The sequence below is a fragment of the Paenibacillus sp. CB74 genome (genome assembly GCF_055687625.1).
This window is the reverse complement of the sequence record NZ_CM146009.1, coordinates 4,348,323-4,366,449: the sequence shown is the minus strand read 5'-3', so window position 1 is coordinate 4,366,449 and position 18,127 is coordinate 4,348,323. Positions and strand designations below refer to the sequence as shown.

The following is an 18,127-nucleotide window of genomic DNA, read 5'->3' as shown; positions in this document are numbered from 1 at the left end:
GAGGATAACTCGATATGAAAATTGCATTAATGTTGGCAGGACAAGGAACTAAAATTAGCGAGGAAGTAAAGGAAGCATGGCTGAAAAATAAACAAACACTAAAATGGATTGAGCAAGCAGAGACACAGTTGCAGGAGCCGATCAGAGAGTGGTTCTGTTCTGATCTAAGCCAAGACACACGAAAAGCACAATTGGCAACCTATGTAGGGTCCATGTGCATTTATCAATTGTACCGGGAACATGTGGGTTTATATCCTAGCATCGTTCTTGGACACAGCCTGGGTGAGATTACAGCACTAACCATTGCAGGTGCTCTAAGCTATAGTGAGGGATTAAAACTGGTAGATGTGCGAGGAACTGCCATGAAAAAAGCAATTGATACACAAGAAAGTACGGGTATGACAGCTGTGTTTGCTTCACCGGAGAAGGTTGAATCGTGGTTGAGCGATAGACAAGATATCTATATAGCCAATTATAATTCTTCTAAGCAAACGGTCATTGCGGGTAAGAAGACTGATCTGCAGGACTTCGTCAAACAAAACAAGGTAGAGTCTGTTCCTTTAGGAGTCAGTGGCGCTTTTCATACTCATTACATGCAGGCAGCGGCAGACGAAGTTTACAATCAGTTGAACAGTTTCTCGTTTAACCCATATTGGAGTACTGAAGTCATTAGCAACGAATTCGCAAGACCGTATCAGCCTTCTAATGTTCAGAAGGGGATATCCAGTCAGATGGTAAATCCCGTCTGTTGGACACAGTCTGTAGATTATGCAGTGAAGCAGGGCATTCAAGTATTCATTGATTTATCCCCGAACGGAATGTTTGTCAAAATGCTTGGAAATCAGGTCCAAGTGCACGCCCTCCACAACGAAGAGCAACTCTCAAAGCTTAGTAATGAACTGAAAGACGACATCGAAGTCAATAAACACTACAGTGTCTTTTCGCGAGCACTAGGGATTATTGTCTCGACCAAAAATAATAATGAAGATTCGGAAGCATATGAAAATATTGTGATTAGTGGATATAACCAGATCAAATCACAGATTGGAAAAGAGGCAACGGCTGAGGATGTAGAAAAAACGTTATCCTTGTTGGAGCTCATTCTTCGGACCAAAAAAGTTCCAGAGGAACAAATCATGCATTATCGTAACAAATTAGCCTGGAAAGCGGGATAAATTCCTGGAAGCTGATCAAGGAGAGGAGGAAAAGGATTGAGTATAGGAGATATTGCCATTATCGGTATGGACCTTACGCTTCCAGGGTGTGGGAATATGAATGATGCATGGAATAAAATACGTGACAAGCGAATTTCTGTGGGGAAATTTCCGACTAACAGGCATGCACAGATTGGTGAACTGGTTGAGGACATATTCATGCCAGGTTCATATCTTGAACATATCGATCAATTTGATCATAAATATTTCAACATCGCACAAAAAAGTGCTGATTTTATGGATCCTAACCAGAGATTGACCCTGTTATCAGCCACCCGGGCACTGAATGATGCGGGTTGTCTTGAGCAGATCCGCGGTACACAAACCAGTGTATATGCAAGTGTGAACTCCACACAGCAATATCAATATCAATTATTGTTGCAGCAGCGTAAGTTGAAACCGGATCTGCTTGGGATGCTAAACTCGACCATATCAAGTCGCATCCAATATATCTATGACTTACGTGGTGCTTCCATAATGACGGATACGGCCTGTTCATCATCACTGGTATCTATTATTCAAGCGTCAAATGATCTTAGACAAGGGATTATTGATCAGGCTATAGTCGTTAGTTCTAATCTTTATGTTAAGCCGGGGTACAAGTCCGATAAATTGGTAGACATTTTGGCAACAGATGCTAGGACGCGTACCTTTGATGATCGAAGCACAGGTACATCCATTGGAGAGGGCGTAGGTTCTGTAATTCTCAAACGGAAGGAGGATGCAGAACGGGATGGTAACTTTATCTATGGTCTGATCCGCAGCTACGCCATGAATAACGATGGTCAAACGATGAATATGTCTTCGCCTAACCCGGATGCGCAAGAACGACTGATAGAACAGGCATGGGCTCCCCTTCAGGATGAGATGCAGCAGCTGGCATTTATTGAAGCACACGGTACGGGGACGGCTATCGGAGACACGATCGAATTTGAGAGCCTGAGTAATTACTTTTCAGAACGTGTTAAAACAAAACAGAAAATTGCTCTGACAGCATGTAAGTCCAATTTCGGACATCTGGATGTAACATCAGGATTGTTCTCATTGATTAAGTCGGCCTTATCTTTACGTAACCGCGTTGTGTTACCTCATCCGGATTTTCAGATTCCCAATGAGGAGATTGATTTTGAAACATCAGCTTTCTATATTCCGGATCAGTCTGTTCCGCTGGAAGAACATGCGCTTGCAGGTATTAGTTCCTTCGGCATGACGGGTACAAATGCTCACGTTATTCTTCAACAATATAGCTGTTCGGTGCCATCCAAAGTTAAGGAATTGCCATTGAATTTAAAGAGTTACTGGTTCCCATTGGATGAAAATTCATTCACAGTACAAGATGATCTTCAGCGCTTGGAAACGGATGAGTGGCTTATCGTGCAGTTTCCTTTACACAGTAAAAGACAATGGGAGATTCGTGAACATCAGTTCAATGGAAAACATCTGCTTGTGGGTACAAGTATTTTTGAAATGATAGCCCAGGGGTTAGGTTGTACACCATACACTCTTGAGCACTATGACATTAATGGTCTTCACATTATGAATCAGATGGCGGTTCAAGATGGCCCTCTGACGATTCTACTCAAACTGGATAAGAAAACCTTAAAGGTGGTTGTAACATATACGACTGCTGGTGTGTTGAAGACTTGGCTACAGTTTGAGTTACATGATAAATCTTCATTGCACAAACCGATAAGAAGAACGGCTACAGTGCTGGATCAGAGAATAGAAGCAGGAGAACTTATGGAAGTCGCTGTAACAAGCCAAGTTGGGGGCGAAGGAGTAGAAGATATTGCTGTATCCCGAAGATGGGATGTAGTAGATCGTTTATGGACTAATCAAGAACATACAAGAGCTGTAGTTAAGCTGAGACCTCCTTCAGAGTACAAAGTGGAATTCTCAATGTATAGCTTTTATCCCTCCATTCTCGATCCTGCCTTCAATGCTCTAAACCGAATGGCTGAACCGGAACAGATTGTGTTTCCATGGTATTGGAGCGATATCCGTTTTGAGCAGTTTGAACTTGTAGGAGAAGAGTTCTATTCGGAAATAGAATTAGTAGATCGCACCATGGATGAACGAGGAAACATCATCCTATCACTTAATGTTAATTTGTTCGATGGACAGTGGAATCTTATTCTATCTGCTGATCATTATAAAGTGAAAAATGCTCTTAACAAGGAAGAATCGAGTTCATATTTTAAGCAAGAAGAGATTATACCTGCAACGTTTACACAACATTCGTACAGTCCATCCGAAGCGATCCATTTTGTACATGAATCCTTGCGTTCCCAACTTCAACTTGATAGTCCAATAGTCTATTTTACGGAACTAACAGAAATCAACGAGAAGGCGATAGGGCTTCAAGAGAAAGATATGTTAAAGTACGTATACCTGTGGGACCGGAATTATACAGAGATAGATCGTGTTGCGGATGAGACGTATACCCTTGGAAAAGTGCTAATCAGTTTAAATAAAATCCTGCATATGAAAAAGTTTTATTACGTAAATTCAGGAGTTTTAGGATACACAGATAAGAAGAGTGAGTATCCCAAAATGAATGCGTTAAATCGTTCCATAGCCATGGGTGCCTATGCCTTAAGACTGGAAGTGAATAGTGAAGTTATTGTTGTGGATACAGATCATACATATTCAACGGATGTGGAGCGAGTTGACTATGGGTCGGAGCAACATATTATTCACCGGGAAGGTAAGTTCTATATCCTGCGTTTGAAGAGTTTGAAAGTGGATGAATCATCCCGGGACAAATTCTCCGAAGGTAAGACTGTACTGATCGTTGGGGCCAGTTCTGGAATTGGTGAGGCATACACAAGAGATTTGGCTGATCGATATGCTGACATCCATATCATAGCTGCGGGAAGAAGGTCCGTGTGGGATGGTCTGCCATCAAGAGATAATGTGAGTTATCTCAAGTTGGATATATCTAATGAGGATGAAGTTTCTTCTTTTGCTGCTCAGTATCATGGCAAACTTGATTATATTTTGAACTTTGCAGGTGAGCCGGCTCAGGGATTGTTTGTTAACAAGTCCAGGAATGAGTTTTGTGCGAAAACAAAAAGTAAAATAGAAGGTTCACATCTGTTGGGAATGTATTTCTCAGAAGTGCAAGAGATCATTCATTTTTCCTCACTAGCGGGTGTAATTGGGGCGATGGGACAAGCGGAGTATTCCATGGCTAATGCATATCAATCGGGCTTGCCCTTAACGAATACGAATGTAAGAGTTCTCAATCTAACGGGTTGGCAGGATGTAGGTATGTCAGCAGGAATGGAAGATTATTATTTCGAGAAATTAACCAGTGCAGAGGGCATTCCATTATTAAATCGGTTCATTCAATCGAATGCCAAGTCGGCTGCTCTCTTTAAGCTAAAACGTACAGCAGATGAATATTCTTCTCTCTTCAGTCCTGTTACAAAAATTCACAAGAAGCAACAAACTGAGAAGGTATACACGGGTTCTGATCGTGTTAAAGATCATATCGTTGCTGCATGGGGGAGAACTCTTGGTGAAGATGATTACGACCATAATGTTAGTTTCTTTGAACAAGGAGGGGACTCTATTACAATCGTACATTTATGTGATGAATTGAATCTAGCGTTTCCTGGACAATTCGATGTAACAACATTGTTCTCTATTGCAACGATACAGGGTCAGGTTGATCTTATCAATCAGCTGGACAACCAGGAGGCAGTGACAGAACAAAGTGATGGTCATTATGATGCAGCAGAGATGCTGGCATTTCTCAATAAATAATAATCATGAAAGAGGCGATTGAACATGAAGGCGAGTGAGTATATCTTCGGTCAGATTCAAAAGGGCCAACTTGATTCAGCAGTAGGCAAAGACTTATTAGAAGAGATTATTCCAGATGATATTGCGATAGTAGGCATGTCATGCGAATACAGTGATATCAAAGATACATTTGAGTTTTACCAAACGGTTAAAAATGGAAAGCAGGGGTTTAAGGAATTTCCCAAAGGTCGAATTGCTTATATTCCCGAAGATCACACTTATCTGCACAACGGAGCCAAACATTTAAAGATCACACCAGAGGAATTCCTGGAGAGATTGTGTAAAGAAAAGGGATCTTATCTCGATGATATTGATACCTTTGATTATGAATTTTTCGGTATCAGTCAGGACGAAGCCAGATATATTGATCCCACGCATCGTTTGGTTATGAAGCACTCCTATCTTGCTTTGGAGGATGCAGGTATTCGCCTATCCGATGTTAAGGATAGCAAAACAGCTATCTATGTAGGCAAAGACAAATCCATTACAGCAAGTTATCGTTCTGAGATTGAAGAGGACTCCAATCATATAAACTCAGGAAACTGGGAAGGTATACTGGCAAGTCGTCTCAATTATATATATAACTTGTCCGGAGGTTCGTTTGTCGTTGATACAGCTTGTTCTTCCTCGTTGGTCGCTGCACATATAGCATTGAAAACACTTCGGGATAAAGAGATTGATACAGCAATTGTTGGCGGTATTGCTCTTGGACTATTCCCACGTCAAGGTAGCGTACTCGATCAATACAGTAATGTGGAGACACCGCGTTCCTTCCTGAAAGTATTTGATGCCGAATCTCAAGGAACGATCTTTGGCGAAGGTGTCGGTATTGTCATTCTGAAAAGGTTGAAAGATGCGATAGCAGACAATGATAACATTTATTCTATTATCCGTGGCAGCATGATTAATAGTGATGGCAAATCTAACGGTTTGACCGCCCCTAATCCACATGCTCAAAAGGATCTTCTACTGGATGCCTATACAAGCAGCCATATCTCACCTGAAACGGTGGATTACATTGATGCACACGGAACGGGCACGAAACTTGGCGATCCGATTGAAGTTCGAGGGCTAACGGATGCATATAAAAAATATGTGAACAAACGCGGTTTTTGTGCATTAACAAGTTTGAAAGAAAATATTGGTCATACCGTAGGAGCAGCAGGGGTAGGCGGATTGATTAAGATGTCGCTGGCTCTTCGCAATCAGGAAATCTTCCCCAACCATTCTTTTGAAGCTCCGAATGAATATATCAAGTTTGTGGACAGTCCATTCTACATTCCTACTCAGGCTGAGAAGTGGATCAAAGGAAAGTACCCGCGTCGAGGAGGAATCAGTTCCTTTGGATTCAGCGGTACCAATGCTCATGTGATCCTTGAGGAATATGAGCACGCTATAAGCGAATCAGATCATAATCAACATACCTTTCCATTTGTTTTCACGGCACAATCGACTAATCAATTAATCAAGATGTTGTACAAGTACGTGCGGCATGAAGAATACATGAGCGAATATAGACTACAAGATATTTCATATACCCTTATTCATAGAAGAAACTGGTTTAATACAGGAGTTGGTTTCAAAGCTAATTCAATGGAAGAATTCATAACAAAAGTAAGAGCGGCGATAACATTGCTGGAAGGCCAAGTGCCAACAGACGAAATCTTTACGACCAGTGATCGTGAAGTAACAACGGATATGAAAAAACTTATCCATTATCAATTGAAAACAGACTATAGACAATTTGACTTGAATGAGCTTATTCAACTCAAACTGGATGGGTACGAGACGACATTTGACGAATATCCATATGAGAAGGCCAGAACTGTAACATTACCAGGTTACGAATTCAAATCTGATATTCTATGGGCTACAGTTAAACGATATAGTCCACCTGTTCAATCAGGTCCAAGTCTTCCAGTGAAAGCGACATTAATTCAAGAGCAAGTGATCAGATCCGCCAAATCGGATGTGTACCAAGTCAACTTATCCCCAGATGATTGGTTCGTGGATGATCATCGGATTGGAGGTAAGCGTACGTTCTCGGGTACCACCTATACCGAATTGGCTGCTGAGTTAGCTTCCTTATACTTTGACGAACCTGCGTTCACGTTAGAAAAGTTGTATTTCAAAAATCTGATTCAGCTCGATGATAAAACAGATAAACGTTTCCTGATTCATGTTAACAAACTGTCTGCTAAGCAACTGGATATTGAGGTTCTCTCGTACGAGAATGATGATCTGGAGCAGTATACGACTCATGCGGTCTTTACACTTAAACCTCAGGAAGTAATGGAGAAGCATAAGCTTGATTTGTCCTCAGAGGTACAGAATCAATTGAAACCTACAACGATGGGAAGTACAGAAGAGGAAAATAACTTCTTCAAAGGACGTTGGAACTTTATCGCTCAGGACTTCCGGATGGTTCATATGGCCGATTCCAAATTGCTTCTCTCACTTGATCTGCAAGAGGAGTTCCTTGAAGATCTTGACGCCTACCATCTGCACCCTTCCATGTTGGATGGAATTCTGGGGGCTATGGTATATGAACGGGCTCAGGCTCGCCAGAAGACATATCTTCCCTTGTCTTATGGTCGGTTTACCTATACAGGAGTAAGATTCACCAAGAAGATGTATTCCGTCACCGAACTTCTTTATGACATTACCGGTGATCATGATGTAATCACTGCGCACATCCATGTGTACAATGATCAGGGGGATCTAGTTGCTTATGTAGATAAATATGTTATGAAGTCTTTTGCTAATATGTTATTTAAGCCGTATCTTCATACTATTGGGTGGGGACGTTCAACGGTTGAGTTTACAGGTGGAGAAGAAGAACATTGGGGAGACAAACAAGTGTTGCTCATATGCAATGATCTGGTTTCAACGCCTGAATCTTCTACAATAACTCATGTGAATTATGAACAATTAGATCAGATAACAACAGGGGTTAGATATGATCTGGTAGTTTATGCACCGTGGATTGGATTGGACATATCTGATCCCGGGAAAATTGAAGATGAGATGATGAAGTACTTCCTATTCTCCAAGACAGCTAACAAGTTCCTCAAGAGAGGCGGTAAATTAATTTTTGCAGCTGATCAGGGTCTTGCTTTGGGGAAAGACGAGCTTCAAGTTAACCCGCTTCAATATGCAATGCTGAGTTCAGGTCGGATTGTGGGTTTGGAGAATACGGGTTTCACCACACAAATGATTCAGATCTCCGAGTTTAATATTACCGAGTTGTTAAAGGTCGCTGCTCGCAGTGAACTGGACGGTAAAAAAGTCATTGTTAATGATGGAATCATATACGAAGAATCTCTCATCGAAAATAAAGATTTGAAGCAGAGATCTGTAGACTTGTTGAAGGATGACTGCGTTATTGTCACAGGGGGTTACGGGGGTATCGGGCTTGAATATATTGAGCAGCTACTCGATGTGAATGCCGAAGTACACATAGCGGTATTGGGACGTACGGATATCCAAGCAGCCCTCGCTTCCAAACAAGAACGCACACCATATGAAGACAGCAAACTAAATAAATTGAATAAGCTGATATCTAAAGGGGCTGACCTGGAGTTCTACCCTTGCGATATTTCACATGAGTCTGAAGTACAGACAACTATAACTAGAATTCAAGCGAAATATAATATAGCTGGAATTATTCATTTGGCGGGAGTTCCAGAGGAAGGCATGTTGTTCTCCAAAACGGAGGATGAATTCAAAAATATTATAGCACCAAAGGTTACGGGTACACTTTTGCTTCAAAAGTATGTCGACGTAGACAAGTTACAATTCTTTGTTACCAGTTCTTCAATGACTACAATTACAGGTTCTGCCGGCCAGTTCTCTTATACCGTGGCTAATGCATTTTTGGAAGGGACGGCACTATCTGATTCGTTAATAACAGCAATACAGTGGCCGGGATGGAAAGAAACGGGAATGGCCCTTAATTTCGGAGATCTGGATGCCGCGGATGAACATCTCTTAATGAAATCTGTTACTAACATGGAGGGCAGAGAATATATTAAACTTTCGCTTCATGCGGGAGACTCCGGTTTTATTGCAGGTGAATTTAACACATCCAAGGTCGAAGAATATTTAGGCGCATATATCCAGTTACCAAGCGGTTACAGTGATGGGAAATCTCGAAATAATGTGGAAGGGGAAGAGGAGGAGGCTCGTCCTTATCAGATCAAGGATTATGGTTCTTTAACTGTAACTGGGACGGATCGTCAGGATGATATTGAGAAGTTTGTTACCGTCGTATTTGCTTCGGTGCTTGATCTTAATGAGATTGATGTGCATAAGAGCTTTACCGATCTGGGTGGAGATTCTCTCAAAGCATTTGGTATTTACGGGCCTATTGCAGAGCAGTTTAACATTGATATAGAGGTTGCTGATGTATTTATCTACCCGACGATTGTGCAGTTAAGTGAATATGTGAAAGAGCTGATGGAAGAGGCTGCAGCATGAGTAAATCCAGTTCTCGTGTCGTCATAGTAGACTACCGTTGGGATATGCCGGCGAAGGATGATTCGCAAGCGAAGCAGCTTCTCCATAGCAAGGACAAGCTCTGGGAAAATAGAATAGAGCAGTTGAGCGAGCGCTTTAGTCAAGATTTCCACGGAGCTAGCTCATTCGATGGGATTTTCTATCCATCCATTGAAGAAAGATTTGCTTTAGAAGGCATAGATGAGGAAAAAACAACATATTTGCTCTCCAGTGAAAGAATCACACTATCGTTGTTTCAGTCGCTCATCAATCAGAATGTCGTGACAACGAAGCACGATGTGTTGGTATCCAACGGAAGTGCACAAACAGACTTGATATCCAAATCGGCCTATTTGGGAATGCAGGGTGTTGATTTCATGAAGGCTATAGAGTTACTTGATCCGTTGGCATATCTGAAAATGCTACGTTTATCCAGGCCGCCAGCAATTCAGATGGTAAGCGAAGCATCAACTTCAGGTATAGGGGCTTTATATAGCGGGTATAACGCCGTTAAAAAGGGGAAGTTTAACACAGCCTTGGTCGGTGGTTCTTGCGCTAGTACGATGCCATTCCCCCATGAGTTATCCAACTTTGGGTTTGGTTCTGATCGATTCACTCAACCATTCGAACAAGGTGCTTCGGGGCACTATTTTTCAGAAGGAGGCGTTGCCTTTCTAATTAAAGAAAGGCAGCAAGCCCTTGCAGATGGAGATCACATTCTTGCTGAGATTAAAGATATCACCGCAGGCACTATGGGAAGTCCTGTAATTAATCGCAATGCAGTTAAAAAACTGGTGCTTCAATCTCTGGCAGATGCCGGGGTACTTCCTACAGATGAGATATTTATGGACCTGTATGGAAGAGCTAATGAGATCGATGATACTGCTGAGTTTTCCTGTTTGAAAAATGTACAGAAGGTATTCCCTGGTTTAAAGGGAGGATATCTCAAACAGCATGCTCAATACATGATTGGATACTATGGACTAATAGGATTATGTCGTTTGCTGGAATCGAAGAAAAATAACACAGAGCTACAGGGTAGAGTTGTTACTCAGCCAAACTCCTATATAGGCAAGATAGAACCGGATCAATGGACGACTCAAGTGAATGACTATCCTTGGATTACAATGCCCATGTATTCAATGCATGGTAACGTGTATAACTTAGTCATTCATATGAATCCTGATGAAGGATAGAGGAGGAAATAGACATGCAACTGATATGTTTTCCTTATGCTGGAGCTCATGTAAATGTATTTGTTGAACTACAAAATCAAATCAAAAACAAGTATCCCCATATGCAGATCATGTCTGTGGAATATGCTGGGCATGGGAGACGGTTTTCTGAGACAGCGTATCAGTCCATTCAAGAGAATGCGGCCGATCTATACATGAGAATTACAGCAACAATGAATAAAGAAGAAGAAATCATGTTGCTTGGATACAGTATGGGTTCAATTGTTGCCTATGAAGTTGCACAAATGCTAATCAGGGAAGGCTACAACATAGTCAAACTAATTTTTATGGCCGCTACTCCGCCTCATCGAATAGATATTCGAAATGAGGATTTATCAGGAGATGAGGAACTTCTTCTACGCTGCAAACATTACGGATTGATTAAAGAAAGGCAGTTTGATTCTGCACAGATGCGTAAGCTGTTTCTGCCAGCGCTTCGCCATGACATTAATGCAGTGAATACGTACAATGTCGTCAACAACTATCAGAGCTATACATTTGATGAGAAGGTTCAAATTGCTGTTTTTCTAGGTCAGCAGGATCTGTCTGTCGCCGATGAAGATTATTGGACAGACCTTTCCGAGAATGATGTACAGTATCATTTCTACCCTTCTGGACATTTCTTCTTATATGACCACCAGAATCAAGTCAGTCTGGATGTTATTGATTTTATTACTAATTCAAATAAGACCATTATCTGAGGAGGGGTTAGAATATGAGTTTACTTGGAATGCTTCAGCAAAGCGTGGAGATGTATAAGAACAAGATTGCCATTTCCGAAACGAATCGTATGGTTACTTATGGTGAATTGAATGCATTGTCGAACCAGTACTATGACTGGCTAGAAGAAAAAGGGGTATCCGTTAATGATATTGTTGCTATTGAACTGGAGAGAAGCATAGAAGCTATTGCTGCAATGATCGCCATATTAAAACATGGTGCAGCATATACGGTTATTAATAAAGACTATCCAGAGACTCGTAAGGAGTATATGAGACAAACACTGGACATTAAGATAACCATCGAATCTGTTTTTGAGGTAGATCATCAAAGGATGGAAGAGTGGTCAGGTGTAACGAGAACAGAGGATCAAATGTGTTATGTCATTTTCACATCGGGAACAACATCCCTTCCCAAGGCAGTGGGAATTCCTGATCGTGGAGTGGTGCGATTATTGCATGAAGATCGTTTGGGATGGGACGCAGCTAAGACCATCTCTCATATCAGTCCTCTGGAATTTGATGCTTCAATTATTGAGATCTGGGGGGGATTGCTTAGTGGCATGACCATTGCGCTACTTTCCAAAACAGAGGTTCTGAACATTTATCTGGTTGAAAAACGAATTCAACAAGAAATTGATATCATGTGGATAACGAGTTCCTTGTTTAATTTTTGGGTGGATAAAAAACCTGAAATGTTCAAGAAATTAAGTCATGTTATTGTGGGCGGGGAGCAGCTAAGCTTGTCACATGTGGAGAAGGTCCTGCCATTTACGAAAGTTATTAACGGATACGGACCTACGGAGAACACTGTTTTCACTACACTAGATGTAATGGAAGGTTCTGTGGACGAGATTGCAATAGGAACGCCAATTTTCGGAACGGAAGTATATATCGTTAATGAGCAAGGTGAGATGAGTAATGAAGGGGAACTTTACGCAGCAGGAGAGGGAGTAGCCTTAGGATACCTTGGTAATCCCGAGAAGACGAAGGAATCTTTTATTAGCTGGAATGGCCTACCTGTGTATAAGACGGGTGACCTTGTACGAGTGAATGCAGACGGCCGAATAATCTATATGGGAAGAAAAGATACCCAGGTTAAAATTAATGGTTACCGCATTGATCTTCAGGAAATCGAATCTACTGTAAAGTCGTTGGGTATCTCCAACTGTCATGCTTTTGTACAGGATAAAAAAATCTACCTTGCTGTTACAACACGCCAAGAAAATATAGCTAGCCAACTAAAACGATTGCTTCCTATTTACATGATCCCGTCCAAAATAGCTTATGTTAGCGAATTGCCTTTGACAGGGAACGGGAAGACCGATACTAAAACGTTGTATGAGCATTATTTTATTACCAAAACGAAAAGACTTATTCGAATTTTACAGCGGTATTTGAATGCGGACATCACTGAACAGACCAATTTGTTTGAGTTCGCCATCGATTCAATTACGATCTGGGAGATTGCAAGAGAGATTAATCATTCGTTCCACAGTGATCTCAGTTTCTTTGATATTATTGAGAATCCGACAGTCAATGAGATTACCAAAATGTTAGGAGAAGAATATGATGCAGCGTACAATTTATGATTTTCTGCTCCGAAAGTATGAACTGCATCATGCAGGTCAAGACCCTTCATTTAGGAAAACATTTACGGGAAGCATGAAGTGGTACTGGGGATTAAAACTGATTGTAGTGGGTATCTACATTGCTCTTTTTCTCCATTATGTAGGAAAGGATCAGTTTCTTCCGTCGGAAACGTATTGGTTCATTGGGGGAATTGTGTTCTCATTATTCGTTATTACCTTATCCTACCTGAATATTTTTACAGCCTGGTTTGCCATCATGCTTGGAAAACATCGTAAATGGATAGACAATCTATTAATTATTACAGGTATTCTGTTGTGTATAAAACTCCCCGTGTATACGTTTGGAAATGGTGATGTTAACTTTTTCAATATACAGGAGTCACTGCTTCTTCCCGGTATATTGATGATTGCTATGGGGCTCTATCGTAAAGTTCATTACAGATCTTCAAAAGTAGTACCTTGGTGTGCAGCCGTGAGTCTCTTGATCTCAGCAGTTATTCTTGTTAAATTCCCAATTGATTCTATCGGCCAGAGTATTTATCTTGGATTTATAATGTTGGTAAATGCAGGTTTTATCATTGATTTGCTAGTGCTCTATATGTTGCATTTCAAATCAAGAATGCTGGCACATTGAGGTGAATGCGTATGATTACTCCAAATCTGATTGCTATTAGTGAGCAAGAGATTGAGGCTGACGACATCTTGAGTCCTTATGAGCATGAAATATACGATAACATAACCAATGAAGGCAGAAGGAAAGAGTTTCTGGTCGGGCGATATGCTATTAAAAAAAATCTGAAGGATCAATTTCCCTCATATCATGGGGAGATGAATAATATCTCTGTTGAATATGGGAGTCTGCGTTTTCCGCTGATTCATGACAATCTGTTCGAAGTGGGATTAAGTCACTCTAAGACGTATGCTCTTTCTGTACTATACAGCAAGGATAACGTAGTCGGAGTTGATATAGAGACCATACGTTCAGATATCCCGATTGCAGAGATGCTTAGTGAGGCCGAGAAAAAACTTATAGAACATCTTTACCCAGCTTTACAATTTGCCTATATTTTCTTCAGTTGTAAAGAGGCACTGGGGAAAGCGTTGAAAATGGGACTTCTAGCTGATTATTCAATCTATGAGATAAGTGAAGTTGTTTCAGAATTAATACATGGACAAGAAGTGTTTCGTATACAATTCAAACGATTTCCGTTCCTTACAGGTTATAGCTTTATGAAAGATGATAAAGAAATATGTAGTTTGGTTGTACCGCAAAAAGTTGATATAAGGGAGGTACTGAGATTACTCATTGCTTCCTGAATCAAGAAATAGAAAAACCACCACGGTTAGTAGTCGTACAGACTACGAAATCGTGGTGGTTTTGTCTTTTCATGCAGTTACGTGACATTATGAAGCGCTTATGACATAGGTGAAGGCAGATCATGTACGTTTGTGACGGAAAGAATCAATAGTAGGAAGGGAACGGATGTATAGGTCTTTACTCCCCTATAATTAGTACCAGAGAGGTGATCAACATACAAGAACAACCCGCAGTACATACCAGCTTAACGGAAACATTGGCTAGTAAGATTGCACTATGGATTAACAAGGAGCGTGATGGAGAACACATTCGATACTTAAAGATGAAGCTTGGTATTGAAACGTTATTAATTAATACCATGAAAAGTGTTTTGGTCTATGGTCTGGCTCTCTTATTCAATATGCTTCTGGAAACGTTAATTGTACATGCTACATATTATGCTGTCCGTCGAATATCATTTGGATTGCATGCCAGTACAAGCTTCAGGTGCAGCATGATCAGCATCATGTTATTCGTTGGTTTACCCTACATATGCTCATACATAATGATTGGCAACGATATGGTTTTAATTACTGGATTGATCTCTGCAGTGCTTTTGTATCGATATGCGCCAGCAGATACTGACAAATTCCCACTTCTTGGAGCGAAGAGAAGAAAGAAACTGAGAATGGCTTCTGTACGAACAGCAGTAATTCTCACTTTAATTGCACTTTTATGTCCAAGTCATACGGTGAAAACATTAATGATGACAGGCATGTTGTTACAGATCATTTCAATTCTTCCCGTAACATACAAAATACTTAAGAGGAGTGTTAGAAATTATGAAAAATATGAAACAGATGCTGTTGGACGGATTTAAGAATAATGTAGCGAAATCAATGGAGGTAATGGCGATTAAAAGTGGAGAGATAGCGATGGAAACGAGCTGTTCACTTTTTAATTATGAGTCTAAAATCCCGAGCGAATTGTTGTTGAGTAATAAGGAGTAGTTAAATATTACCTGATTTATCCTAATAGTCTATCTTACTTTGTACCCAGCTATGGACTGGTGAAACAGTAAGATAGACTATTTTGTTGATAAATTTTACATTATTTCATATAATCATGATTATGGACTCCTGCTAATTTTTGTTAATGATTCAGAATTTATTCAGGCAAGAATCGCTCAATCTTTATCACATAGAGAGAAGGGTAATTGATAATGTTGCTGATTATTGGTTCTATAATTCAAATGGTAACTTTTAGTTTGTCTATTCCTATCATGTTGAAGAATCAATTTAGTCGGAAGTATATTGCTTTTATGGTTACTGTTTCAATCCTTCTAGGATATTTCTTTTTTTTAGTTATGGGATCAGCAAGTAGTTTTGTAGTTTTATTATTTCTAATGTTATGTGTGTATTACAAATTGAGAAAGTTCATTCTTAGCTTTCTAATTCCTACGATTACGCTTATTTTTATGGTTATAAGCGACTACATATGTGGTGTAATAAATATCAGGGTTATTGGCGGTTCTAATGTATCTCTTCAAAATAATCCGTTCTATATGTTACTCTCTGTGACCGGAATTATGTTTTTAACATTTCTAATGAGCGCAATAGTTAGGGTATTACTTATGAAGTGGAGTAATCATGATATCTTTTTAAAAAGATATGGTCTATACCTAACGGTACTATCTTTTTTTACTGTTGTGATTTTTTATATAAACATATGGATAGGACAACGACAAGGTTTTTCCGATGAGAACATTCAAGCGAATAGTATTCTTTTTATATTCTATTTTGCATTGTTAATTGGAGTTTTCGTTGCATTAACTCGAACAGTTATGAAAGAGTCGGCACTTCAGAATCGACAGGAACAGTATGAACAATTAACAGAGTACACGGAAAATTTGGAACACTTATATACTGACATGCAGAAATTCCGACATGATTATATTAATATTCTTCTGAGTATGTCTGAATTTATTCGAAATAAAGATATGGAAAAGTTACAAATTTACTTTGAAAAAAAGATTATGCCAATCAGCCAAGGGATGCAGTCTAATACATACAAGTTAGGGCCGTTACATAATCTGAAAGTACAGGAATTAAAAGGTGTCATATCTGCCAAGATGATTAAAGCACAAGAGTTGAACATTGATGCGGTAATTGAGGTGATTGAGCCTATTGAGCACATCAATATGGATTCCATTCAATTATGCCGATGTGTAGGGATTTTGCTAGATAATGCTATCGAAGAAGCGATTCATTGTGACGAACCGATTGTGAATTTAGCACTGATTCGTAACGAAAGAGGCATATTAATTGTGGTTATGAACAGTTGTAGAGAGGAAACTCCTGCATTATATAAACTTTTTGAAAAGGGCTTCTCAACCAAAGGCAACAATCGTGGACTTGGTCTTAGCAACTTAAAAGAGATGGTTTCACAGTGCAAGGGCGTTGCTTTGGATACGGAGCGCAAAGAAAAGACATTTATTCAAATATTAGAAGTGCTCGAGCCCTCGTTCAATAGTGATGCCAATAGATCTGCGAGCAGTGTGATATTAGGATAACTCAGTTTAAGTGGGGGGAAGGGCATGCTGGAGATTTTTATTTGTGAAGATGATGAAGAACAACGCAAACGTTTAACCAAATATGTAACGGACTATATTATGATAGAGAACTTAGATATGAAGGTTGTTGTCTCTACTGCACATTCTAATGATATTATTGAATATCTCCAGCAAAATAATACAACAGGTCTATATTTTTTGGATGTAGACATTCAGGAAGAGAAGAGTGGGATTGCACTCGGAGCGGAAATTCGTCAATATGATACTCAGGGAGCCATAGTATTTGTGACGACACATTCAGAGCTGACCTATCTAACATTTACTTATAAAGTAGAAGCAATGGACTATATTACAAAAGATAATTTCACTGATATACAAAAACGGGTTATCGAATGTATTAATACGGCAAATCAGCGATATGTTCAAAATAAACAAAACAGTCGTAAAATATTTCAAACAAAGTCTGGCGATAAAGTCATCAGTATTGAGTACAACGATATTTTATTTTTTGAAACCTCTCCGCAATTACATAAAGTGATTCTTCATGCTAAAAATCGTCAAGTTGAGTTCTATGGAAAATTGAAAGCTTTACTTGAGATGGACAGCAGGTTTTATCGTTGTCATAACTCGTATGTAGTGAATAAAGATAATATTTCAGAAATTGATTTTGCCACGAGGGAGATTCAGATGGTGAACGGTCAGATCTGTTATGCTTCCAGTCGGTTTTTGAAAGGATTAAAGGATATCGTTCAAAAGTGAGTATATTAGCCCTCATTTGTTATGGCTGCTTACAGTCTATTATAAATGAGGGCTAATATTATGTTTGAAGTAGAAATGAATCTTATACTCATAAATATGTGTCTATACATATTTTATTAATGAAGAGAAAGGTGATGAGCCAAGAAGGGCTGCAACTAAATAAGTATTTTTAATAAAGTGTTGCAATTGATGATCTGGCGTGATATATTATTAGTCCGGCCAAGAAAACACGAGATACACGGTGCGGCAAGCGAATGAAATAAGCTTCGAAAGAAACTTAAAAAAAGAGCTTGCAAAGTTGGTTCGGACATGATATTATATAAGAGTTGCTAAAGAGAACGACATTCGGTAACGAAACAAGTTTGATCTTTGAAAACTGAACAACGAGTGAGTAAACATTCTGCTTGCAGAATGAACGCGAAAGTTTGAGAC

Annotated in this window: 12 protein-coding genes; all 12 read left to right on the top strand. The window is 39.7% G+C overall.

Features of this window, described 5'->3' with window-relative positions; all coding sequences use genetic code 11:
* Positions 1 to 14 precede the first annotated feature (14 nt).
* The 12 genes from ACX9NY_RS19315 (at position 15) to ACX9NY_RS19260 (ending at position 17,695) form a co-directional block, all read left to right on the top strand.
* Complete coding sequence (locus tag ACX9NY_RS19315; RefSeq protein ID WP_472474492.1) at positions 15 to 1,175, top strand: ACP S-malonyltransferase; 1,161 nt, start codon at positions 15 to 17, stop codon at positions 1,173 to 1,175.
* Between the two features lie 36 nt (positions 1,176 to 1,211).
* Complete coding sequence (locus ACX9NY_RS19310; protein WP_472474490.1) at positions 1,212 to 4,985, top strand: SDR family NAD(P)-dependent oxidoreductase; 3,774 nt, start codon at positions 1,212 to 1,214, stop codon at positions 4,983 to 4,985.
* A gap of 24 nt (positions 4,986 to 5,009) precedes the next feature.
* Entirely contained in the window at positions 5,010 to 9,503 is a 4,494-nt protein-coding gene (locus tag ACX9NY_RS19305; RefSeq protein WP_472474488.1) for an SDR family NAD(P)-dependent oxidoreductase, read from the top strand.
* Positions 9,500 to 10,717 (top strand): beta-ketoacyl synthase N-terminal-like domain-containing protein, encoded by a 1,218-nt coding sequence (locus tag ACX9NY_RS19300; RefSeq protein WP_472474486.1) that lies wholly within the window; start codon positions 9,500 to 9,502, stop codon positions 10,715 to 10,717. Before ACX9NY_RS19305 ends, ACX9NY_RS19300 begins: the two co-directional genes overlap by 4 nt.
* Positions 10,718 to 10,731: 14 nt before the next feature.
* The gene (locus tag ACX9NY_RS19295; protein WP_339239675.1) at positions 10,732 to 11,457 is read left to right on the top strand and encodes a thioesterase II family protein; all 726 of its coding nucleotides are present in this window, start codon (positions 10,732 to 10,734) and stop codon (positions 11,455 to 11,457) included.
* Between the two features lie 14 nt (positions 11,458 to 11,471).
* Positions 11,472 to 13,067, top strand: a complete 1,596-nt coding sequence (locus ACX9NY_RS19290) for a non-ribosomal peptide synthetase (RefSeq protein WP_339303951.1) — start codon at positions 11,472 to 11,474, stop codon at positions 13,065 to 13,067.
* A complete protein-coding gene (locus ACX9NY_RS19285; protein WP_339303950.1) occupies positions 13,045 to 13,701 on the top strand; it encodes a hypothetical protein in 657 nt (218 codons plus the stop codon). The genes ACX9NY_RS19290 and ACX9NY_RS19285 overlap by 23 nt, the downstream gene beginning before the upstream one ends.
* Before the next feature lie 11 nt (positions 13,702 to 13,712).
* A complete protein-coding gene (locus tag ACX9NY_RS19280; RefSeq protein ID WP_339239681.1) occupies positions 13,713 to 14,384 on the top strand; it encodes a 4'-phosphopantetheinyl transferase family protein in 672 nt (223 codons plus the stop codon).
* A 257-nt stretch (positions 14,385 to 14,641) separates the two neighbouring features.
* Complete coding sequence (locus tag ACX9NY_RS19275; RefSeq protein WP_472474483.1) at positions 14,642 to 15,244, top strand: accessory gene regulator B family protein; 603 nt, start codon at positions 14,642 to 14,644, stop codon at positions 15,242 to 15,244.
* Complete coding sequence (locus ACX9NY_RS19270; RefSeq protein ID WP_339239685.1) at positions 15,207 to 15,374, top strand: cyclic lactone autoinducer peptide; 168 nt, start codon at positions 15,207 to 15,209, stop codon at positions 15,372 to 15,374. The genes ACX9NY_RS19275 and ACX9NY_RS19270 overlap by 38 nt, the downstream gene beginning before the upstream one ends.
* A gap of 212 nt (positions 15,375 to 15,586) precedes the next feature.
* Positions 15,587 to 16,936 (top strand): sensor histidine kinase, encoded by a 1,350-nt coding sequence (locus ACX9NY_RS19265; RefSeq protein ID WP_472474480.1) that lies wholly within the window; start codon positions 15,587 to 15,589, stop codon positions 16,934 to 16,936.
* Between the two features lie 24 nt (positions 16,937 to 16,960).
* Positions 16,961 to 17,695, top strand: a complete 735-nt coding sequence (locus tag ACX9NY_RS19260; protein WP_339239689.1) for a LytR/AlgR family response regulator transcription factor — start codon at positions 16,961 to 16,963, stop codon at positions 17,693 to 17,695.
* The last annotated feature ends 432 nt before the right edge of the window (positions 17,696 to 18,127 follow it).